The sequence below is a fragment of the Halalkalicoccus paucihalophilus genome, from assembly GCF_001593955.1.
Classification (GTDB): Archaea; Halobacteriota; Halobacteria; order Halobacteriales; family Halalkalicoccaceae; genus Halalkalicoccus; species Halalkalicoccus paucihalophilus.
This window is the reverse complement of record NZ_LTAZ01000005.1, coordinates 315,473-342,435: the sequence shown is the minus strand read 5'-3', so window position 1 is coordinate 342,435 and position 26,963 is coordinate 315,473. Positions and strand designations below refer to the sequence as shown.

Annotated in this window: 28 protein-coding genes and 1 pseudogene; 16 read left to right on the top strand and 13 right to left on the bottom strand. The window is 65.6% G+C overall.

The window, feature by feature from the left end:
* Nucleotides 1–23 precede the first annotated feature (23 nt).
* A complete protein-coding gene (locus tag HAPAU_RS11210; RefSeq protein WP_066382632.1) occupies nucleotides 24–1,058 on the bottom strand; it encodes a tyrosine--tRNA ligase in 1,035 nt (344 codons plus the stop codon).
* Between the two features lie 98 nt (nucleotides 1,059–1,156).
* Between HAPAU_RS11210 and HAPAU_RS11205 the strand changes: the two genes are divergently transcribed.
* The 3 genes from HAPAU_RS11205 (at nucleotide 1,157) to HAPAU_RS11195 (ending at nucleotide 3,472) form a co-directional block, all read left to right on the top strand.
* Nucleotides 1,157–2,437, top strand: a complete 1,281-nt coding sequence (locus HAPAU_RS11205; protein ID WP_066382630.1) for an MFS transporter — start codon at nucleotides 1,157–1,159, stop codon at nucleotides 2,435–2,437.
* 64 nt (nucleotides 2,438–2,501) lie between these two features.
* Nucleotides 2,502–2,747 (top strand): hypothetical protein, encoded by a 246-nt coding sequence (locus HAPAU_RS11200; protein ID WP_157078456.1) that lies wholly within the window; start codon nucleotides 2,502–2,504, stop codon nucleotides 2,745–2,747.
* Between the two features lie 158 nt (nucleotides 2,748–2,905).
* Nucleotides 2,906–3,472, top strand: a complete 567-nt coding sequence (locus HAPAU_RS11195) for a HalX domain-containing protein (protein WP_066382623.1) — start codon at nucleotides 2,906–2,908, stop codon at nucleotides 3,470–3,472.
* On the opposite strand, the gene HAPAU_RS11190 is transcribed toward HAPAU_RS11195, so the two are convergent.
* The 3 genes from HAPAU_RS11190 to HAPAU_RS11180 form a co-directional block, all read right to left on the bottom strand.
* The gene (locus tag HAPAU_RS11190) at nucleotides 3,469–4,614 is read right to left on the bottom strand and encodes an acyl-CoA dehydrogenase family protein (RefSeq protein WP_066382622.1); all 1,146 of its coding nucleotides are present in this window, start codon (nucleotides 4,612–4,614) and stop codon (nucleotides 3,469–3,471) included. The two genes, HAPAU_RS11195 and HAPAU_RS11190, sit on opposite strands and share 4 nt — an antisense overlap.
* A 119-nt stretch (nucleotides 4,615–4,733) precedes the next feature.
* On the bottom strand, nucleotides 4,734–5,069 hold the full coding sequence (locus tag HAPAU_RS11185; RefSeq protein ID WP_066382621.1) for a hypothetical protein: 336 nt from the start codon (nucleotides 5,067–5,069) through the stop codon (nucleotides 4,734–4,736).
* A gap of 5 nt (nucleotides 5,070–5,074) precedes the next feature.
* A complete protein-coding gene (locus tag HAPAU_RS11180; RefSeq protein ID WP_066382619.1) occupies nucleotides 5,075–5,776 on the bottom strand; it encodes an O-methyltransferase in 702 nt (233 codons plus the stop codon).
* Nucleotides 5,777–5,907: 131 nt separating this feature from the next.
* On the opposite strand from HAPAU_RS11180, the gene HAPAU_RS11175 reads away from it, so the two are divergent.
* Complete coding sequence (locus HAPAU_RS11175) at nucleotides 5,908–6,903, top strand: arsenic resistance protein (RefSeq protein WP_066382617.1); 996 nt, start codon at nucleotides 5,908–5,910, stop codon at nucleotides 6,901–6,903.
* Here the strand turns inward: HAPAU_RS11175 and HAPAU_RS11170 are convergent.
* The 3 genes from HAPAU_RS11170 to HAPAU_RS11160 form a co-directional block, all read right to left on the bottom strand.
* Nucleotides 6,900–8,168, bottom strand: a complete 1,269-nt coding sequence (locus HAPAU_RS11170; RefSeq protein WP_066382615.1) for a Zn-dependent hydrolase — start codon at nucleotides 8,166–8,168, stop codon at nucleotides 6,900–6,902. The genes HAPAU_RS11175 and HAPAU_RS11170 overlap by 4 nt on opposite strands.
* Before the next feature lie 63 nt (nucleotides 8,169–8,231).
* Nucleotides 8,232–9,467, bottom strand: coding sequence for a PQQ-dependent sugar dehydrogenase (locus tag HAPAU_RS11165; protein WP_066382613.1), 1,236 nt, complete (start codon nucleotides 9,465–9,467; stop codon nucleotides 8,232–8,234).
* A gap of 47 nt (nucleotides 9,468–9,514) precedes the next feature.
* Entirely contained in the window at nucleotides 9,515–10,552 is a 1,038-nt protein-coding gene (locus tag HAPAU_RS11160; RefSeq protein WP_066382611.1) for an NAD(P)-dependent alcohol dehydrogenase, read from the bottom strand.
* Between the two features lie 112 nt (nucleotides 10,553–10,664).
* Between HAPAU_RS11160 and HAPAU_RS11155 the strand changes: the two genes are divergently transcribed.
* Together HAPAU_RS11155 and HAPAU_RS11150 are read left to right on the top strand one after the other, a co-directional pair.
* A complete protein-coding gene (locus HAPAU_RS11155) occupies nucleotides 10,665–11,723 on the top strand; it encodes an amidohydrolase family protein (protein WP_066382608.1) in 1,059 nt (352 codons plus the stop codon).
* Nucleotides 11,724–11,726: 3 nt separating this feature from the next.
* On the top strand, nucleotides 11,727–12,467 hold the full coding sequence (locus HAPAU_RS11150; RefSeq protein ID WP_066382606.1) for an iron-sulfur cluster assembly protein: 741 nt from the start codon (nucleotides 11,727–11,729) through the stop codon (nucleotides 12,465–12,467).
* Here the strand turns inward: HAPAU_RS11150 and glpR are convergent.
* Nucleotides 12,464–13,234, bottom strand: coding sequence for an HTH-type transcriptional regulator GlpR (glpR, locus tag HAPAU_RS11145; protein WP_066382604.1), 771 nt, complete (start codon nucleotides 13,232–13,234; stop codon nucleotides 12,464–12,466). The genes HAPAU_RS11150 and glpR overlap by 4 nt on opposite strands.
* Nucleotides 13,235–13,410: 176 nt before the next feature.
* Here glpR and pfkB point away from each other — a divergent pair, with 176 nt between their 5' ends.
* The 6 genes from pfkB to HAPAU_RS11115 all read left to right on the top strand — a co-directional run bounded on the left by pfkB (nucleotide 13,411) and on the right by HAPAU_RS11115 (nucleotide 18,609).
* Entirely contained in the window at nucleotides 13,411–14,319 is a 909-nt protein-coding gene (pfkB, locus tag HAPAU_RS11140; protein ID WP_066382602.1) for a 1-phosphofructokinase, read from the top strand.
* Between the two features lie 123 nt (nucleotides 14,320–14,442).
* On the top strand, nucleotides 14,443–15,582 hold the full coding sequence (locus HAPAU_RS11135) for a PTS fructose transporter subunit IIC (RefSeq protein ID WP_066382600.1): 1,140 nt from the start codon (nucleotides 14,443–14,445) through the stop codon (nucleotides 15,580–15,582).
* Nucleotides 15,583–15,589: 7 nt separating this feature from the next.
* Entirely contained in the window at nucleotides 15,590–16,066 is a 477-nt protein-coding gene (locus HAPAU_RS11130) for a PTS sugar transporter subunit IIA (RefSeq protein ID WP_066382598.1), read from the top strand.
* A 106-nt stretch (nucleotides 16,067–16,172) separates the two neighbouring features.
* Nucleotides 16,173–16,460 carry a phosphocarrier protein HPr gene (gene ptsH1, locus HAPAU_RS11125; protein WP_066382596.1) on the top strand — a complete coding sequence of 96 codons (288 nt, stop codon included), beginning with the start codon at nucleotides 16,173–16,175 and terminating at the stop codon, nucleotides 16,458–16,460.
* A complete protein-coding gene (gene ptsP / locus HAPAU_RS11120; protein ID WP_066382594.1) occupies nucleotides 16,457–18,154 on the top strand; it encodes a phosphoenolpyruvate--protein phosphotransferase in 1,698 nt (565 codons plus the stop codon). The genes ptsH1 and ptsP overlap by 4 nt, the downstream gene beginning before the upstream one ends.
* Nucleotides 18,151–18,609 carry a PTS fructose transporter subunit IIB gene (locus tag HAPAU_RS11115; RefSeq protein ID WP_066382592.1) on the top strand — a complete coding sequence of 153 codons (459 nt, stop codon included), beginning with the start codon at nucleotides 18,151–18,153 and terminating at the stop codon, nucleotides 18,607–18,609. Before ptsP ends, HAPAU_RS11115 begins: the two co-directional genes overlap by 4 nt.
* A gap of 56 nt (nucleotides 18,610–18,665) precedes the next feature.
* Here HAPAU_RS11115 and HAPAU_RS11110 read toward each other — a convergent pair whose 3' ends face one another.
* Nucleotides 18,666–19,073, bottom strand: coding sequence for an SHOCT domain-containing protein (locus tag HAPAU_RS11110; protein WP_157078455.1), 408 nt, complete (start codon nucleotides 19,071–19,073; stop codon nucleotides 18,666–18,668).
* A gap of 318 nt (nucleotides 19,074–19,391) precedes the next feature.
* Between HAPAU_RS11110 and HAPAU_RS11105 the strand changes: the two genes are divergently transcribed.
* Nucleotides 19,392–20,681 carry a hypothetical protein gene (locus HAPAU_RS11105; RefSeq protein WP_066382588.1) on the top strand — a complete coding sequence of 430 codons (1,290 nt, stop codon included), beginning with the start codon at nucleotides 19,392–19,394 and terminating at the stop codon, nucleotides 20,679–20,681.
* Between the two features lie 67 nt (nucleotides 20,682–20,748).
* Nucleotides 20,749–20,934 carry a hypothetical protein gene (locus tag HAPAU_RS11100; RefSeq protein WP_066382586.1) on the top strand — a complete coding sequence of 62 codons (186 nt, stop codon included), beginning with the start codon at nucleotides 20,749–20,751 and terminating at the stop codon, nucleotides 20,932–20,934.
* A gap of 779 nt (nucleotides 20,935–21,713) precedes the next feature.
* Here the strand turns inward: HAPAU_RS11100 and solA are convergent.
* Nucleotides 21,714–22,844 carry an N-methyl-L-tryptophan oxidase gene (gene solA / locus HAPAU_RS11095; protein WP_066382584.1) on the bottom strand — a complete coding sequence of 377 codons (1,131 nt, stop codon included), beginning with the start codon at nucleotides 22,842–22,844 and terminating at the stop codon, nucleotides 21,714–21,716.
* A 42-nt stretch (nucleotides 22,845–22,886) separates the two neighbouring features.
* Nucleotides 22,887–23,267, bottom strand: coding sequence for a Rid family detoxifying hydrolase (locus HAPAU_RS11090; RefSeq protein WP_066382582.1), 381 nt, complete (start codon nucleotides 23,265–23,267; stop codon nucleotides 22,887–22,889).
* A 119-nt stretch (nucleotides 23,268–23,386) separates the two neighbouring features.
* Here HAPAU_RS11090 and HAPAU_RS11085 point away from each other — a divergent pair.
* Nucleotides 23,387–23,791, top strand: a pseudogene (locus HAPAU_RS11085) (serine hydroxymethyltransferase); the annotation flags it as partial.
* 34 nt (nucleotides 23,792–23,825) lie between these two features.
* Nucleotides 23,826–23,942, top strand: coding sequence for a universal stress protein (locus HAPAU_RS22270; RefSeq protein ID WP_368085885.1), 117 nt, complete (start codon nucleotides 23,826–23,828; stop codon nucleotides 23,940–23,942).
* Nucleotides 23,943–23,949: 7 nt separating this feature from the next.
* Here HAPAU_RS22270 and HAPAU_RS11080 read toward each other — a convergent pair whose 3' ends face one another.
* Together HAPAU_RS11080 and ilvA are read right to left on the bottom strand one after the other, a co-directional pair.
* Nucleotides 23,950–25,563 (bottom strand): BCCT family transporter, encoded by a 1,614-nt coding sequence (locus tag HAPAU_RS11080; RefSeq protein WP_066382578.1) that lies wholly within the window; start codon nucleotides 25,561–25,563, stop codon nucleotides 23,950–23,952.
* A 176-nt stretch (nucleotides 25,564–25,739) separates the two neighbouring features.
* Nucleotides 25,740–26,963: a threonine ammonia-lyase gene (ilvA, locus tag HAPAU_RS11075; protein ID WP_084383701.1), complete on the bottom strand. Its 1,224-nt coding sequence runs from the start codon at nucleotides 26,961–26,963 to the stop codon at nucleotides 25,740–25,742.

Below are 26,963 nucleotides of genomic sequence, written 5' to 3'. Positions count from 1 at the left end.
AGGCGCAAAAATTGCCGGTCGAGTCAGTCGTACCGGTCGGGATACGCACTCGCCAAGAGTTCGGGTTCTGTCTCGAAACGCTCGCGGATCGGCGCGATGATCTCCGCGATCGCCTCGCCGGTCGCCCCCTTCAGGTCCTGTGGGTGGAGTTCGCCTTCCAGGAAGTCCGCCTCCAGATCGCCGTATTCCTCGTAGACGACGTTTCCGCCGTATTGTTCGGGGCGTTCGATGACGAACGGTTCCCCCTCCTCTTCGAGGATCGGAAAGACGAGGTGATCGAGGTACTCGAGGACGCCGTTCTCCTCGAGTTCCCCCTGTGGACAGTACGCCCCGTCGATCTTCTCGCCTACCGTTTCGGGGTCGTCGGTGAGGTTCACCTTCGAGCCGACCTCGCTCGCACTCATCTTCCCGCCCGACAGGCCCGAGAGAAGCGGTGCGAACAGACAGAGGGGTTTGTCGTGGCCGTGTTCGGGGAGGATTTCCCGGGCGAGCATGTAGATCCCGCGCTGGTCGATCCCGCCGTAGGCGATGTCGGCGTCCAGCGCCGCGACGTCCAGACTCTGCATAAGCGTGTACACCAACGCACCCAGTTTCGGATTGTCGCTCTGTCGGACGACCTCGCTTCCGGCACGCTGGGCCCGCGAGATGGTCGTATCGGCGAGCAGACGGTAGAGTTCGAGCGTGTAGGGCTCCTCGAGTTCGAAGTCGGTGCCGCGGACGAACTCGATGTCGTCGGGGTTCGCTCCGGCGGCCTCGACCATCGCCTCGATTCCAGCCTCGTAGTACGCAGAGCGCGCCTCCAGGAGGTCGAACGGGCTCTTCTCGTCGTCGAGGTGGGCGTGCAGATCGGCGATCAGGACGGTCACGTCGATGTCCGCTTCGAGGAAGTCCGCGAGTTTCCTGATGGTGGTGAAGTGGCCGATGTGCATCTCGCCGGTCGGCGCGTAGCCGATGTAGATGCTCGGATCCGGTTCCTCGAGGAGGTCGTCGAGTTCCTCCTCGGTGACGACCTCCTCGGTATGACGGGTGACGAGGCGTTTTCGCTCCGCGGTGTTCATACCGGGGAGAACCAACCGACGAGGGTAAATGGTTCGATTCGGTGGATTGCTCGAATCCGTGGGGCTAAATAGCTCGACCGGCCGATTGTAACTACCGAATGGCTCTGGATCCGAACGACAGATCGATCGCTGGCTTTACGATGGCGGGCCACTCGCTGGTCCACTGGTTCGAGACCTCGATCCCAATCTTTCTGGTGGTGTGGCTCTCGGAGTTCGACGTCTCGGTGACGCTGTTGGGAGTGATCGTCGCGCTGGGCTACGCCCCCTTCGGGATCGGGGCGCTTCCCGGCGGGGTCCTTGCCGACAAGTACGGTCCTAAACGGTTGGTTCTGGCCTGTCTCGGCGGTATGAGTCTCTCGTTTCTGGTCCTCGCGCTCGCGAACGGGATTTACGCTATCGCTGTCGGCCTCGTCTGCTGGGGGGCCGCCGCGAGCGTCTATCACCCCGCGGGCCTCTCGTTGATCAGCACGGGCGTCGAAGAACGCGGCACCGTCTTCGCCTATCACGGCATCGCCGGCAACGTCGGGATCGCGCTCGGCCCGTTCGTCGCCGCGACCCTGTTGATCGTCTTCCCGTGGCAACTGGTGGCCGCCCTGCTGGCGATCCCCGGCCTGCTCGCCGTCGCCTACGGTCTCTCCGCGGATTTCGACCCCACGGGCGCGGTCGAGGAGATGGACGCCTCCGAAGCTAATGACAAAGCCCTCTCGGTCGCGGACTTGCTCACGAACTCCCGGACGCTGTTTGCGAGCGCCTTCGCCCTCGTCTTCGTGATCGTCACCTTCGAGGGGCTGTTCTACCGGGGAATGCTCACCTACCTGCCCGAAATCCTCCAGGGACTGCCCGCACTGGAGGGTGTTGTCGTCGGCCCGGATCTCGAGGGGATCGAACCCTCGCGGTACATCTACGTCGGCTTTCTCGTCGTCGGGATCGTCGGCCAGTACGCCGGCGGGAAGCTGACCGATCGCATGACCCCCGGGCGCGGCTTGCTCGGAATGTTCGCCGTCCTCGCGGTCCTCGCGCTGGCGTTCATTCCCGTGACCAGGATGGGACTCGCCCCGCTGCTCGTGCTGTGTGGTCTTCTCGGGTTTTTCCTCTTCGCTATCCAGCCGTTCTATCAGGACGCCGTCGCGGTCCACACGCCCGCCGATACCCGCGGGCTCTCCTACGGCTACACCTACCTCGGGGAGTTCGGCCTCGGGTCGGCCTCGATCGCGATCGGGGGCTTTCTGCTCGATACCTTCTCGCTCTCGGTCTTCTTCGCGGTGCTCGCGGCGTTCGCACTGACCGGCGCGGCGCTCTCGGCCGGATTGCTCGCCGTCCTCGATCGGTTCGACTCACCGCGCACTGCCGAGGATACCGGTGCGGACGCCGACGACTGAACTTAACAGAACGCTGCTATTTACACACGTTTTTGTCCATTCACCGCTAGCAGAAGTGTATCGCATGGCTCGTTACGGCCGAACCACGAGGATACAGCGGTTCCTCTTGATGGTGGGGATCGTGCTGTTCGTCCTGGGGATCGCCATCACGGTCGGGATTCCACCGATAGAGGCGCTCCTGGACCTCCCCGACCCCGGTAGCGTTCCGGATGTCGATCTCCCCGAGTGGAGTGACCTCCTCGGTGGGGAAGACGGGCTCAACGGGGAGGACCTCCCGGTCGATCGAGGGGATCTCCCGTTGATCGACTGAACTCGCGTCGAAACCCGACAGCCCGTCGTCGGAGTGATCGCGCGTTTCGTCCGAACCCGATCACGCGGCTCGAACGGACCGGGGTAGAAAACGGAAGTATCCACCGAATTTATATCTACAGACGTTCATACCACAATTAAGAAATGTCAACCGATGTCATGGACGACGCTCCGGTCGTGCTCGTCGTCGACGACGAGCCCCAGCTCGCGGAGCTGTTCGCGATCTGGCTCGACGAGGAGTGGACCGTCCGGGTCGCTCACGACGGCGAGGAGGCCCTCTCGAGGATGGATGAGGAGGTCGCCGTCGTGTTGCTCGATCGGCGAATGCCCGGTATGTCCGGCGACGACGTCCTCGACGCGATCCACGAGGCGGGCTATAACTGTCGCGTGATCATGGTCACGGCGGTCGATCCCGACTTCGACATCATCGAGATGGGATTCGACGATTACCTGGTAAAGCCCGTCGCGAACGACGAACTCCTGGCGACCGTCGAAGGGGTACACCGCCGCAGCGAGTACGACGAGATCATGCGCGAATACTACAGCCTCGCCTCGAAACGGGCGGTCCTCAAGACCGAGAAGTCCTGCGAGGAACTCGAAGGAAACGAGGAGTTCCGGGAACTCGAACGACGACTGACCGACCTGCGGAAGTCCGTCGACGGCACGGCCGAGGGACTGCAGACCCACGAGGAGTTCGCCGCGGCCTTCCGCGATATCGACTGTTAGCTCTGCCGGTAAATCAGGTTGCGCTGAACCTCGTTTGCGCCCTCGTAAATGACCGGGATGCGCACGTCGCGATACACCCGAGCGATCCGGCGATCGGTGAAGATCGACCGGCCGCCGTGGAACTGCATCCCCTGTTCTGCACACATCGTCGCCGTCTCGGTGGATTTTGTCTTGGCCATCGCCGCCCACAACCCCGCGTTCTCGCCGTCTCTGACTTTCTTTGCCGCCCGGTAGTTGAGCGCGCGGGCGGCCTCGAACTCCAGGCGCATGTCCGCGAGCCCGTGTTGGACGGCCTGAAACTCGTTTACGTTCCGTCCGAACGCCTCCCGCTCGTGGACGAACTCCCAGGCCTCCTCGATGGCCGCGGCGGCCATCCCCAGTCCGTGTCCGCCGACGACGATCCGACCGTGGTTGAAGAACTCCGCGAGCATCAGGAAGCCGCCGTTCTCGTAGCCCACGAGGTTCTCTTCGGGGACACGGACGTCCTTGAAAGTGATGTGAGCCTGTTTCGAGGCGCGCATCCCCATCTTCTCAGGGATGTGTTCGGCCTCGTACCCATCAGCATCGGTCGGGACGATGATCATCGAGTGGTTCGAGTAGCGGTCGTTCTCCTCGCTGGTCCGGACGAAGACGGTGACCCAGTCGGCCTCGACGCCGTTGCCGATCCAGTACTTCTCGCCGTTGATGACGTACTCGTCGCCGTCCTTTTCCGCGGTCGTCGTCATCCCTGCGAGATCGCTTCCCGTATCAGGTTCCGAAACGGCGAGACCGGTGATTTGATCGCCCGCGGCGACGGGTTTGAGGTACTCCTCTTTCTGCTCTTCGCTGCCGTATTCGTAGATCATCTCCGCACCGAAACTCGCGAGTTGGAGGGTCAGCGCGATGCCGGCGTCGGCCTTGTAGAACTCCTCTGCGATCGCGAGCATCTCGACGATGTCGAGCCCGCGTCCGCCCAGTTCCTCGGGAATGTCCTGTGCGACCAATCCAGCGTCCTGGCCGGCTTCGAGGATCTCCCACGGGTACTCGCCCTTCCGGAAGCACTCCTCGGCGTTGGGGGCGATGTATTCGTCGGCGAACTCGCGGGCCTCCGCTTTGACCTCGCGGGCGTACTCGGGAATGATATCCTCGGTAAGCAGTTCCATAGTTCGTCATCGGATCGGAGGGTCAAATACCTCGTGGAACTGTGATAACCGAAAAATAGTTTATCGTTTGTTTTCCGGAGCGCGCTGCGGCGTTCGGCGATCGGGTCCGATGGCGGCGGTTATCTCGGGAGGTCGCCGGAAGGGGCGATCCGATAGTAGATGGTGATCTCGCCGTCCGATTCGAACGCGCGTTTCTCGGCCCGCCCCTCGTGGACCAGTCGTTCGAGCGAGGCCTCGACGACCGCCTTCGAGCGTTCGCGGGAGAACTGCCACCGCACGGCACCGGTGACCGCCTTCAGCAACCCCTCCTCCGTGGGGTCGGTGTCGCCGGCGTCCCGGAGGAAGTCGTCCACGCGCAGCGCCTCGGGTGCGCTCTCTCTGAGCGTCCCCTCGATCACCGTGATGAGGTCGGTTTCGGGCCGTGCAGTCCCCCAGTCCGCCTCGCTCAGTGGCATACCGACTACCGACGGGACGTGTGGGCTTCAGTGTTATCGGGCTCCCCCTCGAAGCGACTGACCGCAATCCCCTCGCCCAGCGGGAGCACCTGCGTCTCGAAGGCCGGCTCCGCCCGGACGGAATCGAGGTAGTCGGCGATCCCGCGAGTTCCCTCGTTCATCTCGGCGGACCGGCCCTCGACGTGAGCGAGCAGGTCCTCGAACACCACGACCTCCTCGGCGCTCATCGCGTTGTCCGCGATCACGACCGCACCGGGCGCGAGTTTCTCTCGAACGGCGTCGAGCGCCTCGACGTACCGATGTTTCTGGTGGTCGATCAACACGACGTCGAAGGGGCCGTTGTAGCGCTCGATCGTCTCGAGGGCGTCGCCGAGTTCGTAGCTCGCCAGCCCGCCGTAGCCGCCGCGTTCGAGGTACTCGCGGGCCATTTCGAGCTCACCTTCGTCGACCTCCGTAAGCACGATCTCGCCGTTTTCAGGTAACGCCTCGGCGAACCAGTAGGCCGAATAGCCGTACCCCGAGCCGAACTCGAAGACCGATTCCGCGCCCACGATTCGGGCGACCAGTCGAAGGAAGCCCCCAACCTCGGGACCGACGTGGGGAAACCCGTTCGCCTCGGCGTAGGCGTCCATCTCCTCCAGTATCTCGTCGGGCTGTGGTCCGGTCGCCCGGACGAACCGAAGAACGTCGTCTGCGAGGTGTGTCATACCCGCCCTACAGAGGTCGCGATCAAAAAGACCCTCTGCTGCGCTCGGCGCTCCGCCGACGTGCGCCCGTCCGGACGGTTCTCCCCGGGAACCGCAGCCTTACCCTCGTTCGGGGAGTACGCCCCGGTCGAATGGATCCCGTCGAGAAGTACCAGACGGTCTTCGTCCTCCTCGCCATCGTCGGCGGGCTTGCGCTGGGACAGCTCTCGGGTGTGCCCGCCGTTGCGGACCGACTCATTCTCCCCTTTCTGATGGTCATGCTCTTCGCCGCGTTCGCCGGGATCTCCTTTTCCCGGCTCCGCGAGGCGTTCGGGAACCGCCGTGTCGTGGGATCGAGCCTCCTGGTCAACTTCGTCTGGAGCCCGCTTCTGGCCGTCGGCCTCGGGGCGGTCTTCCTCCGGAACCACCCCGCACTCTGGGTCGGGCTGGTCATGCTGCTGGTCACGCCGTGTACCGACTGGTACCTGATCTTCACCGACATCGCCGACGGAGACGTGCCGCTTGCGACCTCCATTCTCCCCTATAACCTCGTCCTCCAGTTGGTCCTGCTCCCGGTGTATCTGTACGTCTTCGCGGGGGCGCTGGTGGACCTCCCGCTGGGCGTCCTGCTCGAAAGCGTGGTACTCGTGCTCGTGGTTCCGCTCGTTTTCGGCGGTCTCGCTCGATGGGGACTGATCCGAACGAAGGGGGAGCAGTGGTTCTCTCACGGGTTTCTCCCGAAGCTGAGCCCGCTCCAGATCGTCTTTCTGAGCCTCGCCATCGGGGCGATGTTCGCCTCGCAGGGCGGGGTGATCCTCGAGAACCCCGAACTGCTCGCCCTGCTCGCGGTCCCGGTTATCGCCTTCTACGCGATCAATCTCGGCGTCGGCTTCGGCGTCGGCAGCGTGCTGTCGTTTTCCTACCGGGAGATGGTCTGTTTCAACAACACGGTCCTCTCGCGCAACTCCCCGACGGCGCTCGCGATCGCGGTCGTCGCGTTCCCGAACGAGCCGCTCATCCCACTGGCGCTGGTCATCGGACCGCTGTTGGAACTCCCGCTGCTGGGCGTCATCGTACAGGTCCACGTCGCGATCCGGGACCGCGACCGGTGGCCGCTCGATCCCGCCGCGGTGCTCGATCGACGCTAGACTCGCTCCGAAAGCGTCGTCCCCGCGAGCCGCGCCATCCCGCCCGCGAGCACCCGCGTCGCGTTCGCACAGTCGGCCCAGTCGGTCCACTCCTTGGGCGTGTGGGAGTAGCCACCACGTGAGGGTGCAAAGAGCAGGCCGGCGTCGGTGACCCGTGCGACCTGCATCGTGTCGTGGGCCGCCCCAGAGTGCATCGCCATCGTCTTGATTCCGGCCGCTTCGCCGGCCTCGCGGGCGGCCGTTCGACAGCGCTCGGCCATCGCCACCGGCTCGACGTCGAATTCCCGTTCGAGCGAGGTCCCGACGCCACGCTCGCGCTCGAGGCGCGCGAGGCTCAATCGTGCACGGGAGACGATTTCGTTCATCGAGTCGTACTCGATGTCCCGGATGTCGACGCCGCACTCGATCCGGCCGGGAACGACGTTCGTCGCGTTCGGCTCCACGGAGAGGCTTCCCACGGTGCCGACCGCGGTGTCGCTCTCGCTTGCGACCACCTCGTTTGCCGCGCGCTCGACGTCGAGGACGAACTCGCTTGCGGCCGCGAGCGCGTCGGTCCGATCCTTCATTGGTGTGGCCCCCGCGTGGTTGGCCTCCCCGACGATGGTCACGTCGCAGTGGGTGATCCCCGTGATGTCGGTGACGATCCCGACGGGAACGCCGACCGTCTCGAGTCGTTCTGACTGTTCGATATGCAGTTCGAGCCACGCCTCCCAGCCCGCGGCGTTGACCCGACCCTCCCCCCTGAATCCGATGGCTTCGAGGGCCTCCTCCAGCGTCGTCCCCTCCTCGTCCTCCAGTGCGAGTGCCTCCTCGACGCTTCGCTCGCCCGTCGCCACGGACGAACCGAGCATTCCCGAGGCGAACCGGCCCCCTTCCTCCTCGGTAAAGGAGACGACGGCGATCGGGCGCTCGGGTTCGGCTCCCGCTTCCTGCATGGTGCGGACGGCTTCGAGAGCGGCGTAGGTTCCAAGCGGCCCGTCGAAGATGCCGCCCTCGGGCACCGAATCGAGGTGGCTGCCCGCGGCGACGGGAGGGAGGTCGGGGTCGGCTCCCTCGGGGACCCACCGGCCGACGACGTTGCCCACGGCGTCGACCCGGACCTCTAGTCCGGCATCCTCCAGCCGGGAGACGAAGTACTCGCGAGCCTCGCCGTTTTCATCGCTCGCGGCTCGGACGGTTCGACCACGGCCCTCGTCGCTCTCGATGGCTCCGAACTCGGCGGTTCGCTCGATGTCCTCGCGAAGCCGGTCCCCGTCGACGTTCATACCCAGTCTGCAGAGCGTGGGACAATGACCGTTGTGTTGTTCCGGTTGGCTTCGACGAGTCGATCAGGCGGGCCGCAGACGGACGACCGGGGCGTCCTCGGCGTCGACGGCCACGTAGATGTGGCCCGTCTCGGGTGCGACCGCGACGTCTCTGACCCGCCACCCCTCTCCCTCCAGAAGGAGACCGCGCTCCGCGACGGACCGCCCGTCGACGGCAAAGCGCCCGAGGTACTCGCCCGCGAGGGTGCCGACGAACAGGTTGCCCTGCCAGTCGGGGAACGCCTCGCCGTCGTAAAACGCCATGCCGCTGGGCGGGAAGCCCCCCGATCCGCATTCCCAGTAGTGTACCGGCGCGACGGTGTCCTCGCGCTCTTCGGGGCGCTCGCCGACCGGGTCGTCGGTGCCGTACTCGCAGGCGTAGGTCGCGACCGGCCAGCCGTAGTTGCCCCCGGCCTCGATCACGTTGATCTCGTCGCCGTCCTCCTCGCCGTGTTCGGCCTGCCAGATCGCGCCCGTCTCCGGGTGAGTCGTCATGGCCTGTGGGTTGCGGTGGCCGTAGCTGTAGATCGTATCGACAGCGCCCTCCGTGTCGACGAACGGGTTGTTCACGGGAACCGAGCCGTCGAGTCCCAGCCTGAGCGTGCTTCCGAGTTCGTTCGTGGTGTCCTGTGCGACGTGGTCGGGGCCGAACCCCCTGAGCTGGCGGTCGCCGGCGGTCATGTACAGCGCGTCGTCCTCGACGAGCAGTCGGGAGCCGAAGTGCCCGTCCGAGTCAACGAACGGTCCGGCGACGTGGAGCACCTCGAACCCCTCTAACCGCCCGCCGTCGAGGTCGAGCCGTCCCCGGCCGAGGTGGGTCGCCGACTCGCCGGCGTCGTTGGCACCCGAATACGTCAGGTAGACCCACGGCTCGTCGGGGTAGGTAGGGTGAAGCGCCACATCGAGCAGACCGCCCTGCCCGGCGGCGTACACGTCGGGGACGCCCCCGACGGTCTCGGCGGTGCCGTCCTCACGGTCGACGATCGACAGTCGTCCCTCGCGTTCGGTGACGAGCATCCCGTCATCGGGGAGAAACTCAAGAGCCCAGGGGTTCGCGAACCCCTCGGCGACCGTCTCGATCTCGTATCCGCCGGACTCCCCATCACTTTCGTCGCCGGCGGTTCCGTTCCCGTCGCCGGTATCGGACCCCGGCTCGTCGTCGGACGGACCGACACATCCCGCGACCGAGAGCGCGCCGATCGCGGCGCCACTCCGCAGGAACCGTCGTCGGGTCGCTGTCCGTCTGGCGCGCTGGCTCACGCCGGATCGTGGGCCGCGGTTCGTATCACCGTTTCGACGACACCGGTTCAGGGTACGATGACGGCCCGCCCCTCGATCTCGTTGTGTTCGAGCGCCTCGGCCACGTCGTTGATCTCCTCCAGCGAGTACTCGGACGTCTCGAGGTGCATCTCGCCCTGTTCGACCAATGCGACGAGTTCCTGGAGCTCGGTGTACTTCCCGACGATGTTCCCGACGTAGGAGAACTCGCCGTTGACCAGCGCCTGCGATGGCTCGTGGATGTGCCCGCCGTAGCCGATGATGTGGTGGTCGCCCCCCGGCGCGACGATGTCGGGCGCGAGGGCCGTGGTTTGGTCTGCGCCGACGAAGTCGAGCACCTGCTCTACGCCTGCGCCGTCGGTGATCCCCTCGATGGCTTCGGCGACGTCCTCCTCCGCGGAGTTGATCGTGTGGTCCGCACCCAGCCGATCCGCGAGCGACAGCGCCTCCTCCTTGAGGTCGACGGCGATGGTGGTGGTCGCGCTCATCGCGTCCACCGCTTGGAGGCCGATGTGGCCGAGCCCGCCGATCCCGATCACGACCGTGTGGCTGCCCGGAAAGAGGTGCGGGGTCGCCTTCTTAACCGCGTGATACGCCGTGATACCCGCGTCTGCGTGTGGCGCGATCTCGACCGGGTCCACGGAATCGAGTTTGATCGTCGCGCGCTCGGAGGTCAACAGGTACTCGGCGAACCCGCCGTCGGTGTTCAGGCCGGGGAACTGGCCGTTCTCACAGTGCATGTCCTCGCCGAGCCTACAGGCCCGACACTCCCCGCAGGTTATCAGCGGATGACAGAGCACCTTGTCGCCGACCTCCACGGTCGAGACCTCCTCGCCGATCTCGACCACCTCGCCCGCGTTCTCGTGGCCCAGCGTCATCGGGAGGTCTTGTTCGACGTAGTCGGTCCACATCCCCTCGATGATGTGGTTGTCCGTCTGGCACCACCCGGCCCCCTCGACCTCGACGACGACGTGGTCCGACCGACTCGGCTCGGGCCGCTCTACTTCGTCGATCGAGAGCGCCTCGTCCATCTCCTCGGTGTACTCGTGGAGTCTCGCGGCGTCCATAATACGGCTCGATACTCGAGTGATACCGCTAAAAAGATTGTGTACAAGGCAGTCCGAACGGACCGCCGGTGTGCGAAATTATAATTATAATGGATCCCTAGTTCCTCACGAAATGTATCAGTACGAGGGAGAGGACGTGTTCGTCATCGACGGGCACGTTCACTGGTGGGACGCGAGCAAGGACAACATCAAACACGAGGGCGGCGAGCAGTTCATCCGCTGTTTCTACGACTACCACACCGGCTTCACCCCCGAGGAACGCCAGTGGAGCTTGGAGGAGTACCGCAAGTACGACGAAGAGCGGATGATCAACGATATGTTCGGCGACGGACACGCCGACATGGGGATCCTCCAACCCACGTATCTCAACGAGTTCTACACGGAGGGGTTCAACACGATCGACCGGTGTGCGGAGCTGGCCGACGAACACCCGAGCCGGTTCATCGTCAACGGGCGGTTCGACCCGCGTGAGGGCGAGGCCGGTCTAATGGAACTCGAACGTCAGGCCGAGAAGTTCGACGTCCGGGGCGTGAAGGTCTACACCGCCGAGTGGCGCGGCGACTCGAAGGGGTGGCGACTCGATTCGGATGAAAGCTTCGAGTATCTCGAGAAGTGTGTCGAACTGGGGATCAAGAACGTTCACGCCCATAAGGGCCCGACCATCAGACCGCTGAACCGCGACGCCTTCGACGTGGCCGATATCGACGACGCGGCCACCTCCTTCCCCGAACTCAACTTCGTCGTCGAACACGTCGGTCTGCCCCGCCTCGACGACTTCTGCTGGATCGCCGCACAGGAACCGAACGTCTACGGGGGACTCGCGGTCGCCGCACCGCTGGCCGAAAGCAGACCCAGAAAGTTCGGCGAGGTCATGGGCGAACTGCTCTACTGGCTCGGGGAGGACCGGATCCTCTTCGGGAGCGACTACGCCCTCTGGGAGCCCGAGTGGCTCATCGAGGCGGTGATGGAAGCCGAGATGACGCCCGAACAGCGCGAGGAGTACGGCGTCGAACTCGATCTCGAGGTCAAGAAGAAGATCATGGGCGAGAACGCCGCCGAGCTCTACGACATCGACATCGAGCGCCAGAAGGAGATCCTCCGTGACGACGGCGTCAGCGAGGAGTTCGGACTCGCGGAGCAGTACGGCGAGAGCACCCCGGCGGACGACTGATCCATGAGCGAAACCCACCGAATCAGCCCCGAGTCGATTAGAAAGCGTCTGGAGAGCGTCACCGACCCCGAACTCGACCGCTCGGTCGTCGAACTCGAGTACATCGAAGGGATCGAGATCGACGGCGGGTCGGTCGAGGTCGCGTTCACGCTGCCGACGGCGTGGTGCTCACCCGCGTTCGCGTGGATGATGATGGTCGACGCCCGCGACGCCCTGGCCGCCCATCCCGCGATCTCGACGGCGACCGTCAGGCTCCGGGACCACATGCACGCACGCGAGATCAACGAGGGAGTGAACGCCCGCGAGCCGTTCGGGAGCGCCTTCGAGGACGCCGACGGCGACATCGAGTCCGTCCGCCGGGAACTCGACGAGAAGGCGCGTGTTGCCCGCCAATACCGGGCCGTCTCAGCCCTTCTCGAGGGCGGGCTGACCCCTGACCAGATCGTCGAACTGGTTCGTGGCGACGTCGAGACGGGCGACGACCGGGCGACGATCCGGGTCGACGATACCCTCCGGGTCTGCGTCGACGCCGCGCCGATCGAACGCTACCTCGAGAAGGCCACCGGTCTCGTCTGCGATTCGACCGACCGGCTGTTCCTCACGCCGGAAGGCGAGACGATCCCGCCCGAGGCGTTCGAGACGGTCCACAAGCGGGGCCGACTCGCCACGACGAACATGGGCAGTCAGGGCCACATCTGCGAGAACCTCGGCGATGCCCGTATCGGCGGCCCGACCGTGACCTAGTACCCGTCCAGCCCGTCGGTCAGTTCGACGCCCGCCGACTCGAACGCCTCGCGGGCGTCGTTTGGAACCCTCACGTCGGTGTAGAACGCGTCGACGTCCTCGAGTCGGGCGAACCGGATGAAACTCCGCTCGTCGAGCTTCGAGCCGTCCGCGACCAGTACGGTCCGCTGTGAGTTCTCGATCATCAGCTCCTTGAGTCGCGCCTCGTCCTCGTTGGGCGTCATCAGTCCGCCCGAGACGTCGATGGCGTTCGTCCCCAGAAACAGGAGGTCGAACGTCGTCCGGTCCATGAACCGCTCGGCGCTCGGCCCGACGAGCGCGCGCGTCGGGCGTCGCAACGAGCCACCGGTGAGCTTCACCTCGACGTCCTCTTTTCCGATCTCGAGGGCCAGAAGCGGGGAGTTCGTGACCGCGACGAACGGCTCGTCGGTCGGGGCCCGCTTGATGACTTCCATCGTCGTCGATCCCGAATCGAAGAAGACCACCTGGTTCTCCCGTATCTCCTCAACGGCGGCCTCCGCGATCGCCTCCTTGGCGTCGAGGTGCTGTACCTCCTTTTGCCCGTACGTCGCCTCCCGGCCGATCGCACTCGCGGGGACGGCCCCGCCGTGGGAGCGCTCGATCATCCGTTTGTCCGCCAGCGTTCGGAGGTCCCGACGGATGGTCGCCTTCGAACAGCCCATCTCCTCTGCGAGCTCCTCGACCGAGCACTCCCCCCGCTCGGAGACGACGTCCACTATTCGGCGCTGACGGGCTGCGGGCAGCATATCGGTATCTCGACGAGCAGAGGTGATAACTGTTTTCGAATGATTTCTATAATAGAACTAAGAAATAATCATATCAACAACCGTTTAGTTGATACTCGTGCACAGATACGATCGATGCTGCCACGGAGCGCTCCAACCGAAGTCGCCGGTGGGCAGCGTTCCCGACGAAACCAGCCATGATTCTGACAGTCACACTCAACCCGGCCGTCGATCACACCCTCGAACTCGACGAGGCGCTCGCCCCCGCCGCCGTGGCCCGAACGGACACGGCGACGTTCGATCCCGGCGGGAAGGGGATCAACGTCTCGAAGTACCTCGTCGGACTCGACACCGAGACGGTCGCGACGGGCTACGTCGGCGGGTTCCTCGGCAAGTTTCTGACGACCGAACTCGGAGAACGAGAGATCCCGAACGACTTCGTCGAGATCGACGGCGAGACCCGACTCAACACGACGATCCTCACACCCGAGGCCGAGTACAAGATCAACCAGAACGGCCCGACCGTCGGCGAGGACGCCGTCGAGACCGTCGTCGAAACGATCCGCTCGTACCGCCCGGAGACGGTCGTCGTCGCGGGGAGCCTCCCGCTGGGCCTCGATGCGGAAGCGATCGACGCCGTCGCGCGGGCGGGTCCGTGGGAGACCGTCGTGGACGTCGACGGTTCGCTCCTGTCGGCCCTCGACGCCGAGTACGCCCTCTGTAAGCCCAACCGAACGGAACTCGCGGCGGCGACGGGCGAAGCGACGACGACCGTCGAGGAGTGCGTCTCAGCCGCCCGCACCCTCCTGGAGCGGGGGTTCGACCGCGTCGTCGCCTCCCTCGGTGCGGACGGCGCGATCCTGGTGACCGAGGAACGCAGTCTCCACCTCCCGGCGCGCGACGTCGAGGTGGCCGACACCGTCGGTGCCGGGGACGCGCTCTTGGCGGGCCTCCTCTCCGAGCGCGCCCGCGGCGGCTCCGAAGAGGCGTCCCTCCGTACCGGCGTCGCGGTCGCCGCGCGGGTGGTCGGCGTCTCGGGAACCGGCGTCCCGTCGTTCGAGGGGATCCCCTCGGAGATCGACGACCGATCCGTCACGACCTACTGACCGCCCCCGGTGTCGCTTCCGTCGCGACTGTCTGCGCGTCCGCAGTTAAATCCTATATTGAAACTCAGAAACAATCGTATTCGAAAACGCTTTTGAACACTACGATGAACGATGGTGATGAATATGGGAATCGATAACGCGACGCTGGAGGAGGGCGCTCGAACGCACCTCACCTCCGTCAAGGAGCACCTCATGACGGGGGTGTCGTTCATGATCCCGTTCGTGACGATCGGCGGGATCTTCCTCGCGATCGGGTTCGCACTCGGGGACACCGAACAGGTGTTCGAACAGACGGGGACGATCGGCTGGTTCTTCGCACAGATCGGATCGCTCGGGCTGACGCTCATGATCCCTGTACTGGGGGGGTATATCGCCTACGCGATGGCGGATCGGCCCGGTCTCGCGCCGGGGTTCGTCCTCTCGTACGCCGTCCAGCAGGAGCCGATCATCGCCGCCGCCGGCCAGCTCGTCGGCTTCGATGCACAGGGTGCGGTCGCGGGCTTTCTGGGCGCGATCGTCGCCGGGTTGCTCGCGGGCTTCGTCGCGCGCTGGCTGAAGGGACTGGACGTGCCCGGCTTCATCGAGCCGATGATGCCGGTGTTGATCATCCCCGTCGTGACGACGCTGGTGCTCGCGCCGGTCGTCATCGTCGGCCTCGGGGTTCCGATCGCGCTCGTCGACAGCGCGCTGACGGCGTTCCTCTCGGGACTGGAGGGTGCGAACGCGCTGTTACTCGGTGCGATCCTCGGGGCGATGATGGCCACCGACATGGGCGGGCCGATCAACAAGGTCGCGTACGTCTTCGGGACGGTGCTGGTCGCCGATCAGATCTACGGGCCGATGGCGGCGGTGATGATCGCGGGCATGACCCCGCCGCTGGGGCTGGCGCTCTCGAATTTCATCGCCCCGCAGAAGTACCCCGCCGAGATGTACGAGAACGCGAAGGCCGCCGTCCCGCTCGGACTGGCCTTCATCACCGAGGGGGCGATCCCCTACGCCGCGGCCGATCCGCTTCGCGTGATCCCGAGCGCGGTCGCGGGCAGCGCCGTCGCCGGGGCCGCCGCGCTCTCGCTGGGCGTGACGATGCCCGCCCCTCACGGCGGGATCTTCGTCGTCTTCCTCTCCAGTAGCGTGTTGTTGTTCCTGGGCTGTATCCTCCTCGGAACGATCGTTACCGCCACGATCGCCACGCTGTTGAAGGACGACTTTGAGAAGACCGTCGGGTCGACCGAGACACAAACGGTAACACAGACGAGCGACTAACACGACCATGAGTTCGACCATCACCAAAGAGGACATTGACGAGTTGCTCCCAGAGGAGCAGATCTCGCTCGAAGAACCACCCACGACAAAGGACGCCTGCATCGAACACCTGCTCGATCTGATCGTCACGACAGGACGCGTGATCGATCGCGAGCGGGCCCTCGAGGCGCTGTTGGCCCGCGAGGAACAGACGACGACCGGCGTCGGGATGGGGATCGGGATCCCCCACGCCCAGACCGACGCCGTCGAGCGGCCGTCGCTGGCCTTTACGCGTTCGTCGGCCGGCGTCGACTTCGGTTCGATGGACGACGAACCCGCGAAGTTGCTCTTCCTGATCCTCGTTCCCGCCTCCGGCGGCGAGGACCACCTCGAGATCCTGAGCGCGCTCTCGCGGGCGCTGATGCACGAGGAGGTCCGTGACGGTCTCTACGCCGCCGAAACGCCCGCGGACGTCCAGTCGGTCCTTCAGGAGGCGGTCGCATGAGCGAAGCGAGGCGCTTTGAGCCTCGAAAACGCGAACGGGTATCGCCCGTGAGCGAACGAAGTGAGCGAATGCGAGTACACCAGAGCATCGCTCTGGGGGTGGTCGCATGAGCGAACCCCACGAGCGGACCGTCGAGATCGTTCCCGAAGCAGGACTGCACGCCCGCCCCGCCGCGAAGTTCGTCGAGACGGCCAACGACCACGACGCGACGGTGAAGATCGGGAGCGCCGAGGACGGGGACGAGGACCTCATCGACGCGGGCAGCATGATCGCGGTGACGAGCCTCGGGGTCAAACAGGGCGAGCACCTCCGGATCGTTGCCGAGGGCGAGGACGCCGAGGAGGCGCTCGACGCCCTCGAGAGGGTGCTCTCGACGCCCGAAGGCAAGTCATGAGCGAGCGCGTTATCGAGGGAATCGGTGCGACCCCCCGCACCGGCGCCGGAAGCGTCGTCTGGTACCGGCCGGGCGCGACGAGCGAGGACGACTCCGAGGAACCGGTTCCGGAATCGGACCGCGAGGCCGAGCGCGAGCGCTTCGAGACCGCCCGCGAGCGGGCCCGCGAGGAGCTCGAGGCCGAGCGAGAGCGCACTGCAGAGCGCGTCGGCGAGGAGGAGGCGGCGGTCTTCGACGCCCACCGCCAGTTCCTCGACGATCCCCAGATCGAGGAGGGAGTCACTGAGGCCATCGAGGGGGGGACTCCGGCAGCGAGTGCCGTTCGGGAGGCCTTCGCGGACCCCATCACGCAGTTCGAGGGGATGGACGGACAGATGGCCGAGCGCGCCGACGACCTGCGGGACGTGCGCGACCGGCTCGTCCGCCTGCTCGTCGGCGGCGAGCGGGTCGATCTCGCCGAGCTCCCCGAGGGATCGATCCTGCTGGCCGAACGGCTCACGCCCAGCGACACCGCCCAGCTCGACCCCGAGCGCGTGGCCGGCTTCGCGACCAGTACGGGAGGTCGGACCTCCCACGCCGCCATCTTCGCGCGTTCGCTCGCCATCCCGGCGGTCCTCGGGGTCGGATCGGACCTCGAATCGATCGAGGAAGACGAGCGAATCGTCGTCGACGGCGACGAGGGTATCGTCGTCGCCGACCCGACCGACGAGCGGGTCGCCGCGGCCCGTACCGCCACCGCCGACGAGGTGCTCGACGGGCGGGTCGCGACGGTCGACGGCCGGGAGGTCGAGGTCGCCGCGAACGTCGGCCGAGCCGCCGATCTGGAGGGGGCCGTCTCGCAGGGCGCTGACGGGATCGGGCTCTACCGGACGGAGTTCCTCTTTCTCGACCGTGAGGAACCGCCCGCGGAGGCAGAACAGTACGAGCGGTACGTCGAGGCGCTCGAAGCCTTCCCGGAGGGGCGGGTCGTGGTCCGCACGCTTGACATCGGCGGCGACAAGCGGATCCCGTATCTCGACCTGCCCGACGAGGAGAACCCCTTCCTCGGCGAGCGGGGGATCCGCCGCTCGCTGAGTTCGGACGAAGGGCTCTTCGAGACCCAACTCCGGGCACTGCTCCGGGCCGGCGCGGCAGAGGGTGGCGATCTGGCCGTGATGTTCCCGCTTGTCTCGACCGTCGAGGAACTCGAGGCTGCCCTCTCACGGGTCGAGGCCGTCGCCGACTCGCTGGCATCGGAGGGACTGGAGTACGCGATGCCGGAACTCGGGGTCATGATCGAGACGCCGGGGGCGGTCTTCATGGCGGATGAACTCGCCTCCCGCGTCGACTTCCTCAGCATCGGGACGAACGACCTCGCCCAGTACGTCATGGCCGCCGCGCGCGAAAACGAGCGGGTTGCCGACCTCCACGACCCGCTTCACCCGCCCATGTTGCGGGCGATCGCCCGGAGCGTCGAGGCCGCACACGACAACGACGCGTGGATCGGGATGTGCGGCGAGATGGCCGGTGACCCCGATCTGACCGAACTGCTGGTCGGACTGGGGCTCGACGAACTCAGCATGAGCGCGGTCACGATCCCCGCGGTCAAAGGAAACGTCAGCGGGGTCGAGGACGAGCGCGCACGCGACCTCGCGACACACGCACTGACCACAACTACAAGGGTCGACGTCACGAACCTATTGTCCGACTCATGAAGATCGTCGCAATCACCTCGTGTCCGACGGGTATCGCACACAGCCAGATGGCCGCCGAGAACCTCCGAACCACCGCCGAGGAACTCGGCCACGACGTTTCCGTCGAGGTCCAGGGGGCGATGGGAACCCAGGACGAACTCACGGCCGAGGCGATCGAGGCCGCCGATGCGGTGATCATCGCCGCCGACACCTCGGTTAATCGGGATCGGTTCGAGGACAAACCCGTCGTGAACGGCACGGTGAAAGACGGCGTCAACGACGCCGAGGGACTGATCGGGCAGGCCGTCGAACTGGCCGAGAGCGGCTCGACCGCGGCCGTCGAGGCCGAGACCGACGTCTCGGACGAAGAGGACACCGCGGCCGGGACGGGCGGCGACCAACAGCCCGCCGATGAACAACTCGGCGGCGATCCCTCGAAGGGGCTGTTCGCGCGTCTGAAACGGTTCCTCGGGTGATTTCTCGGCCCGGTTTCGGCGAACTCACGCCTCAGCCGGCAGCGCAGCGGTGTCGATCACTCCTTGAGGAGGTCGAACTCCTCGCCGGCGGAGTCTCGTCGTTCGACGGGCTCGGTTTCGAGGAGCCGGTCGAGTTTTCGCTCGAAGGTCGCCTCGTCGATCTCGCCCGTCGCGTACCGGTGGCGGAGCCACGCGATCGGCGACTCGACGGTCGAGTCGCTGACCCTCGATTCGGCGGTCCCGCCGGTGGAACCGGCCAGCCGCCAGTAGGCGTGATAGATCGCGTACGTCCCGAGCAGGACCAGCGGCGTGAGCGTGAGCAGGGAGACGAGCGCGACCCACAGCGGCACCGACGGGACGAGGAACGTCGGGACGACGAGAAACGCGGTGATGAGGAGGCCGACCCACAGCGGCGAGCGGAGGACGCGCCGACTGCCCGCCTCGATGCGCGATTCCAGTGACATGCGCGATCGTACGATCCCCCGTCGCATAGCCGTATCGCCGCCGGACAGGGCCGATCGACAGGAACGGTCGTCGACCTGCTTTTTCATTTATTTCGTTAACCGAAATAAGCTATCGGAATACCCACCACCGTCCCGGGTGAACCGACGGATGCTGGCAGGCAGTGGGGTTCGGTCGCTGACCGCTCCACGGCCCTCCAGTCTTGGTCAACCCTTCTACGCCGCTCCCGATCGAGGAGCGTGGAGTCCGGGAGGGAAGCGTCGAGGAACGTAGGAAACCACAAGCGCTATGGAAGACGTGGGCCATCGAATCGATCGTCGATGGATCGTCGCCGACTCCTCCTGCTCGGACTCGTCGTTCTCGCCGCGAGCTATCTGGTGGCCGGCGGACTCGGCGACCTCACGGCCGATAGGAACACGCTCGACCGGGATCGGCTCGTCCAGCCCGAGGAGGAAGGGAGCTACCTCTGGCCGTACACCAGTCGCGAGCGCTCCGCCGACGGACGGACACTGGCGATCAACCTGATCGTTCACGGCACCGACGAGCAGGTCCAGCAGGCGCTCACCGACCGGACCGAACTCGAATGGGAGGAGACCGATCCCGAGGAGGAGGCCGTCGAAACCGACACCGAGGTCGCCGTCGAGAACGGGACGGTCGAGTGGGACGACGCCCACGGCTCAACGCGCTACACCTACGTCGATACGGGGCCCCACGGTGGCGGCGGGCGGTGGATCGACGAGAGCTACCAGCTCCACGCGGGGAGTTATCTCGGCAGCCGACACCACATCCGGGCGTACACGACGCCGGCGGACGACTGGACGGCGATCCAAGCTCACCAAGAGTACTGGGACTGGTTTCGACTCCGCCACACCGTGACCGACACCCAGGAGTCGCGCAACGAACTGGAGGCGGAGTTCCTCGGCCAGCCGTACGTAGAGGAGGTCCGCAGGGAGTATCACGGGGTCGACAAGGGCGGAAACGACGGCTGGCTCTCGATGGTCGAACTCGAGAGCGTCCCTCCCGGCACTGGCGTGGCGGTTCTCGGTCTGATCGGGGTCTTCACCCGGGAGACCCGTCGGGCGATGTGGCGCGAGACCCGTCGACTGATCGGCTGGACCCTCGCGAACACGCGGGGGTTCGTCCTCGCGGCGGCGCTCGGGGGGCTGTACCTCGGGGTCAGAAGCGCGGGCCTCCTCTTCGAGACGGCGATCCCCTGGATCCCGCCGAAGGCGTTCGTCGCCGTGCTGTATCCCGTCCTGGTCGTCGGACTCCCGATCGTGGCGGTCGTCCTCGCACAGCCACTTGATGCGGCCACCCGATTCTTGCGCCTCCAGTGGGTCGTCCACCTGCTGGGACGACCGCTCGAACCCCTGCCCGCGTTCGGCTTTGCCGTCGTCGGCCTCGGGACGGCGTTCGTGATGGATTTCGCCGGTCTCGAGGTCGCGGCCGTCCCGATAGAGCTGTTGCTCCACCGGATCGGGTTGACCTTCGCCCTCGGTCTGATCGCTGCCGGAGCCGCCCGCAGCGACGCTCGGGGTCGTGGCCTGCTCGCGCTCGGCCTCCTCGGATGGGCCGTCGGGCTTGGGATGGCGCTGTTCGGTTACGTGTAGGAGATCGCTACCGAGTACTGATACCGATCCCCACCATTTACTACCGATCCGTCCCAATCGATCGTTGATGACGGACGACGACAGCACATCGGCCGAGGACGAACCGAAACTGGCCCACGGAACCGAACCCGACACGGCGCTGTGTCAGCGCTGTGGTGCCGAGTTCGAGTGGACGAGCGACTCGTGTCCGGAGTGTGGGTGGGACAAATCCGCGTGGGTGAGCGACGGACGCTACGGACTCGAAGGATCGTGATCGCGCGCGATCGCGCTCGTCCGCCGGCACGTCGTCGAGCAACGAGCAGAGGCGGCGATCCAACCGGGCCTCATGCAGTGGTTAACCCGTTCATGGGCCGTTACCGCGTGCAAGCGGGGATGCTCGATCCGTATCGTACGGTCCTCGTCGAATCGATAACGACCACTTGATACGACTAATCGGTTCGTTATAGATCGGCTTCTCGAATTGACCGATCAGTGAGGATTCCTATTCGTCCGCATAACAATGTCCTGTCTAGTCGATTACTCAGTTGCTGGTTGTGTTAAACCGGCGTTCCAATCAATGTACGAATGCGATCGCTGCGGTAAACGGTTTCTCACCGCCCGAGCGGAACATGGCCACCGATCGATGTGCCCGGAGAATCCGGACCGACACGTCCGTGCCTCCTGGGCCGGCCCCGTCCACGGACGATGGGGAAGCGACGAACAGTGACCCGATGAAGATCCGGTGTGAGCGCCTCCCCGTCCCAGTGTGCCTCGGTTCACACCGCCGGCCACCGCCGAGTATATATACAAGGCGCCCGTTTGAAAACGATAAGTCGTTGCTTTACCCCACTCACAAAGCGACGATTTCGACGTTTCCGAACCGAGACACGAGATATCCGGTCCGACGGGGAGTCCGCCCCGACCGGTGGGATCGTTCGTCGGATCACGGAGCGATCCCCGTTCGTCCCTCGACCGAAAACGGGTTTTAACCGCTCCATAACCCGTCGACAATCGAGGGATCGCCGCCGATGGTCGGCCCGATACGGTCCGACCCTACTCGAACCGATCGAGGGCGAACAGCTCGATCGGGTGATCCGTGCGACCGTCGACCGTCAGATCGGCAAGCACCTCTCCGATAACGCTCGCGAACTTGTAGCCGTGGCCCGAGAAGCCGGCCGCGACGGCGACCTGCGGGTGGTCGGGAAGCGTGTCAATGACGAAATGTTCGTCCGGGGTGTTCGTGAACATGCAGGTCGCGAGCCCCATCGTCGGACCGCTGCCCCGCGGGAAGTGGGTTTCGGCGAACTCCCGGAGCAGGCGTTCGTCCTCGGGTTCGGGTTCGCGATTCATCGCGTCGGGGTCGACGTCCTGCTGGCGGTGCATGTACCGGCCGAACTTGAACCCCGGCACCTTCACGATCGGCAGACCGTAAAAGCGCCCCTCCTCGACTTGGAGGTTCCAGACCGGGAAGTTCTCGGGAGCGAACCGCTCGGGTTCCTGGGGCTGGAGCCACGCGAGGACCTGACGTTGGGGAACTGCGATCCCGTCGAGGGCCTCGACGTGGCGGGCGGCCCACGCACCCGAGGTGATTACGAGGTTGTCGGCGGTGTACTCGCCGCGGTCGGTCGTGACGCGAACCCCGTCCCCCTCAGGTTCCCAATCGGTGACACGCTCGCGGGCCTGAACGCGTGCGCCCTCGCGTTGGGCCTCCACCGTATGGGCGACGATGGCCCGCTCGGAGAGGACGTACCCGCCGTTCGGCTGACAGACCGCCATGTGATCCTCGGGGATGTCGTAGCCGGGATAGCGCTCGTTGACCTCCGCTCCCGTCAGCACCTCGTGGTCGATGTCGTACTCCTCACACGAGCGCCGTGAGCCCCGAAAGAGCGGGTCGTCGGCGGGTGCGGCGTCGATCGACCCCGTCTCGAACAGCAACTGTTCTCCGTACTGGGTCTGGATCTCGTCCCAGAGATCGTACGCTCGGCGAACCAGCGGGACGTACACGGGGTCCTCGTAGTACGCGAGCCGGATGATCCGCGAGACGCCGTGTGAAGACCCCATCGCGTGCGGGACGTCGTAGCGTTCGATCCCGAGGACGTCCCGGCCCCGTTTCGCGAGCTGGTAGGTAGTCGCACTTCCCATGCCGCCGACGCCGATGACGATGTCGTCGTAGTGGTGTGTCATCTCTCCCTCCGGTCGTACGAACGCGTGCGGGACATCCGAGGATCACCCGCTGGCGGCGACGGCCTCGATCTCTAGGGCGGCCCCCTTGGGGATGCATCCGACCTCGAGGGCGGTTCTAGCCGGCGGCTCCTCGTCGAAGTACTCGGCGTAGGTTTCGTTCATCTCCTCGAAGTCGTCGATGTCGTCGAGGAAGATACTCACCTTCAGCACGTCGTCGAGCGAGATCCCCTCGCTTGCGAGGATCGCCTCGACGTTCTCGAGGCACTGCTCGGTCTGTTCGGCAACCGAGTGGTCGTCGAGCAACTCCCCGTCCGGCGTCAGCGGCAACTGGCCCGCCGTGAAGACGAGGTCGTCGTTCGTCGTCGCCTGACTGTACGCGCCGACGGCCGCCGGCGCATCGCCCGTGCTAATCGTGCGGGGCATACGCGTACCGATTCGGGAGAGTATTATAACACGTGTGGTACCGGCATTTCTCGCCCAGTATCGTGTTTAGTGTGAACGTATCTCAATATTCATGCGGCCCTTCGACGAACTACGCCCGCATGTCGAAAGCAGATCCGCTCGAAGAGCGAGCGCCAACGGTCGCCGACGCGATCGACGCCGAACGCGACAGACAGGAATCGACCCTCGGGATGATCGCCTCGGAGAACCACGTCTCGGAAGCGGTTCTCGCCGCACAGGGGAGCTGTCTCACCAATAAGTACGCCGAGGGGTACCCCGGCAAGCGCTACTACGCCGGCTGTGAGCACGCAGATACCGTCGAGGAACTCGCGATCGAGCGCGCGAAGGAACTCTGGGGCGCCGACCACGTCAACGTCCAGCCCCACTCGGGCACCCAAGCCAATCAGGCGGTATACTATGCGGCCCTGGATCCAGGCGATCGGATCCTCTCACTGGATCCCGCCCACGGCGGACACCTCTCGCACGGGCACCACGTCAATTTCTCGGTACGCGGATAAGAACGGGATCGACTGCATCGTCATGGGGACCCACGGCCGTGACGGGGTGCAGGACGTGATTCTCGGTAGCGTGACAGAGCGGATCGTCCGGAGCGCGAACGTCCCGGTCCTCACCGTCCGGCGCGGAAAACTCGAATAGGTCGGGGTCAGTCGTCGTCCTGCACCCCGTCGATGACCTCGGTCGACGCCGGGACGTCGACCTCGTCTTCCTCGCGGAGGAACAGCGCGCGCTGCTTGCCGAACGTGAGGATCATCGACGCCACTGCCAGCAGTGTCACGACCGCGAACGGTCCGCCCGTGATGATGGCCGCGGCCTGCAGCGCGTCGACCCCGCCGATGACCATCAGCAGCGAGGCCAGCGCGCCGATGAGGAAGCCCCAGATGACGCGGTTGATCGTCGAGGGACGTTCCGCGCCGCCGGTGGTGAGCATCCCCAGCGCCAGCGTCGAGGAGTCCGCGGAAGTGACGAGGAACGTCGTCACGAGGACGAGAAACAGCACGGTCAACACCCCGCCGAGGGGAAGCGCCTCGAACAGCGGGTAGCCCGAGGCGGCCTCGCCGAGGTTGCTGACGACCGTGAGGATGTCCGCCCGGCCGTTCTCCTGGAGGAAGATGGCGGTCCCGCCCATCGTGGCGAACCACGGAATCGTGATGCCCGTCGAGGCGAGCACACCGGTGACGGCGACCTGTCTGACGGTCCGACCGCGGGAGATACGAGCGATGAACAGGCCGACGAAGGGCGTCCACGAGAACCACCACGCCCAGTAGAAGATGGTCCAACTGCCGACCCATTCAGCGACGCCCGCACCGCCGCTGGCGGCCGCGCCGGTGTAGAAGCTCATGGTGATGAACTGGTTGATGTACCCGCCGAGCGCCTGGGTGCCGACCGCCATGATGTAGCCCGTTGGCCCGAGGACGAACGTCGCGACGGTGACGACCGCGAACAGTACCATGTTGAAGTACGAGATCCGGCGGATCCCCTTCTCGACGCCGAGCGCCACCGAGAGGGTGAACGCGACGGTCAACCCGGTGATCACGAGGATCGTTCCGAGGTCGCCGACCGAGGCGCCGGTCATCCACTCCACCCCGACGAGGAACTGCTTGCCGACGAGTCCGAGCGTGGTCGCGACGCCGCCGATGGTCGCGAAGACGGCGAGGATGTCGATGACCTTCGCCACTGCCCCGTCGAGGTTGTCGAGGCCGACCCACGGCGCGAGCACCGTCGAGATGCGAAGCGGCGCGTCGTGGCGGTAGGCGTAGTAAGCGATCGGCAGGCCCATCACGACGTAGGCGGTCCACGCCGAGAGCCCCCAGTGAAAGAAGGTGTACTGAACGGCGCCGACTGCGGCCCCGGGCGACTGCGACTCCGCGCCGAAAAACGGCGAAACCGCGTCGTAGTGGAAGATGGCCTCCGCGGGTCCCCAGAAGACGATACCGGCGGCGATCCCCGCCGAGTACAGCATCGCGAAGTACGCGAGGAACGTGAACTCCGGTTCCTCGTCGTCGGCGCCGAGTTTGATGTTGCCCCACGGACCGAAGACCAGAAAGAGAACGAACGCGACCAGAACGAACATCACGAGCAGGTACGCCCACCCGAGATTCGTCCAGAGGAACGTGTTGACGCCGGTCATCGCCTCGGTGGCCGCCCCCTCGAACAGCGCGAACGCGACCACGGCGAAAGCGGCGACGCCCGCACCCACGACGAACACGAGTACGTCGAGTTCGTCGAGAAACCGCCCGAAAGCCGAGCGGCCGCTCATCGTCCGTTCCCCTCCCGCGTCTCGGACCGCCCTCTCCTATCGGGTCCGACGTGTCGCCCCCCTCTACCGCCCCGATCGCGTCCCGCCTCACTGATACTTCGTATCATGATATCTGTTGACAAATAGACAAAGTGGATACATAAACGCTTTGTTCCGAGGGAATCGAGTGGAGGAAATCAACGCGCGTTGACGATCTCGACGGTGTACCCGCTGCCCTCGATCGCCGCCGTGATGGCCCGCGAGTGGCTCGACCCGCTGGTGACGAGCCGGAAGACGAGGTAGGCGTCGCCGACGTTGAGGTCCTCGACGGCCCGCTCGTGGCGTACGTTCCGGATGTTCGCGTCGTGGTCGGCGATCACTCGAGAGATCTCGGCCATCCGACCGGGCTGGTCGTCGATCCGTACCCGAAGGTTCAACAACTGCTGGCGGTCCGTCATCGCGTGAATGAGGACGGTCTGGAGCATGGGCATGTCGAGGTTTCCGCCACACAGCAGCGGCATGACGGTCTCCCCGGCCACGTCGAGGTCGTCGCTCAACAGCGCGGCGACCCCGGCCGCGCCTGCCCCCTCGACGAGCTGTTTGGCCCGCTCGAGCAACAGCAAGATTGCCTGTGCGATCTCGTCGTCCGAGACGGTGAGGACCTCATCGACGTGCTCCTCGATGATTCCGAGGGTGAGCTCCGAGACGCCGCCGGTGGCGATGCCGTCGGCAATGGTATCGACCGAATCGAGCGTCTGGGGGATCCCCTTATCGAGGCTCTCGGGGACGGTCGCGGCCGCTTCAGCCTGCACGCCGACAATCCGGACGTCGGGCGCGAGTTCCGAGACGGCCAGCGAGATGCCGCTGATCAGCCCGCCGCCGCCGATGGGAACGATCACGGTGTCGACGTCGGGACAGTCCCCGACCATCTCGACGCCGAGGGTGCCCTGCCCAGCGACGATGTCGGGGTCGTCGTAGGCGTGAACGAACGTCGAATCGCCACCCGACGCGAGTTCTTTCGCGTGGGCCATCGCTTCTCGGAAGTCCTTACCGTGGAGTTCGACCGTCGCGCCGTAGCCCCGAGTGGCGTCGATCTTCGTCTGCGGAGCCGTTTTCGGCATCACGATCGTCGAGTCAATCCCTAGCGTGGTGGCCGCGAGCGCGACCCCCTGGGCGTGGTTGCCCGCGCTGGCGGCGACCGCGTGTTCGACCCCGCCTCCGGCGACCGCCTGTGAGAGCTTGTTGTACGCACCGCGGGTCTTGAACGAGCCCGTCCACTGGAGGTGCTCCATCTTCAGGTGGACCTCGGCGTCGACCATCGCACCCAGGGAGGTGCTGCGCTCGACCGGCGTGCGCTTGACCACGCTCTCGTCGTCGAGGCGTTCCCCGGCGGCCTCGATGTCCGTGAAGGTCACGGACAT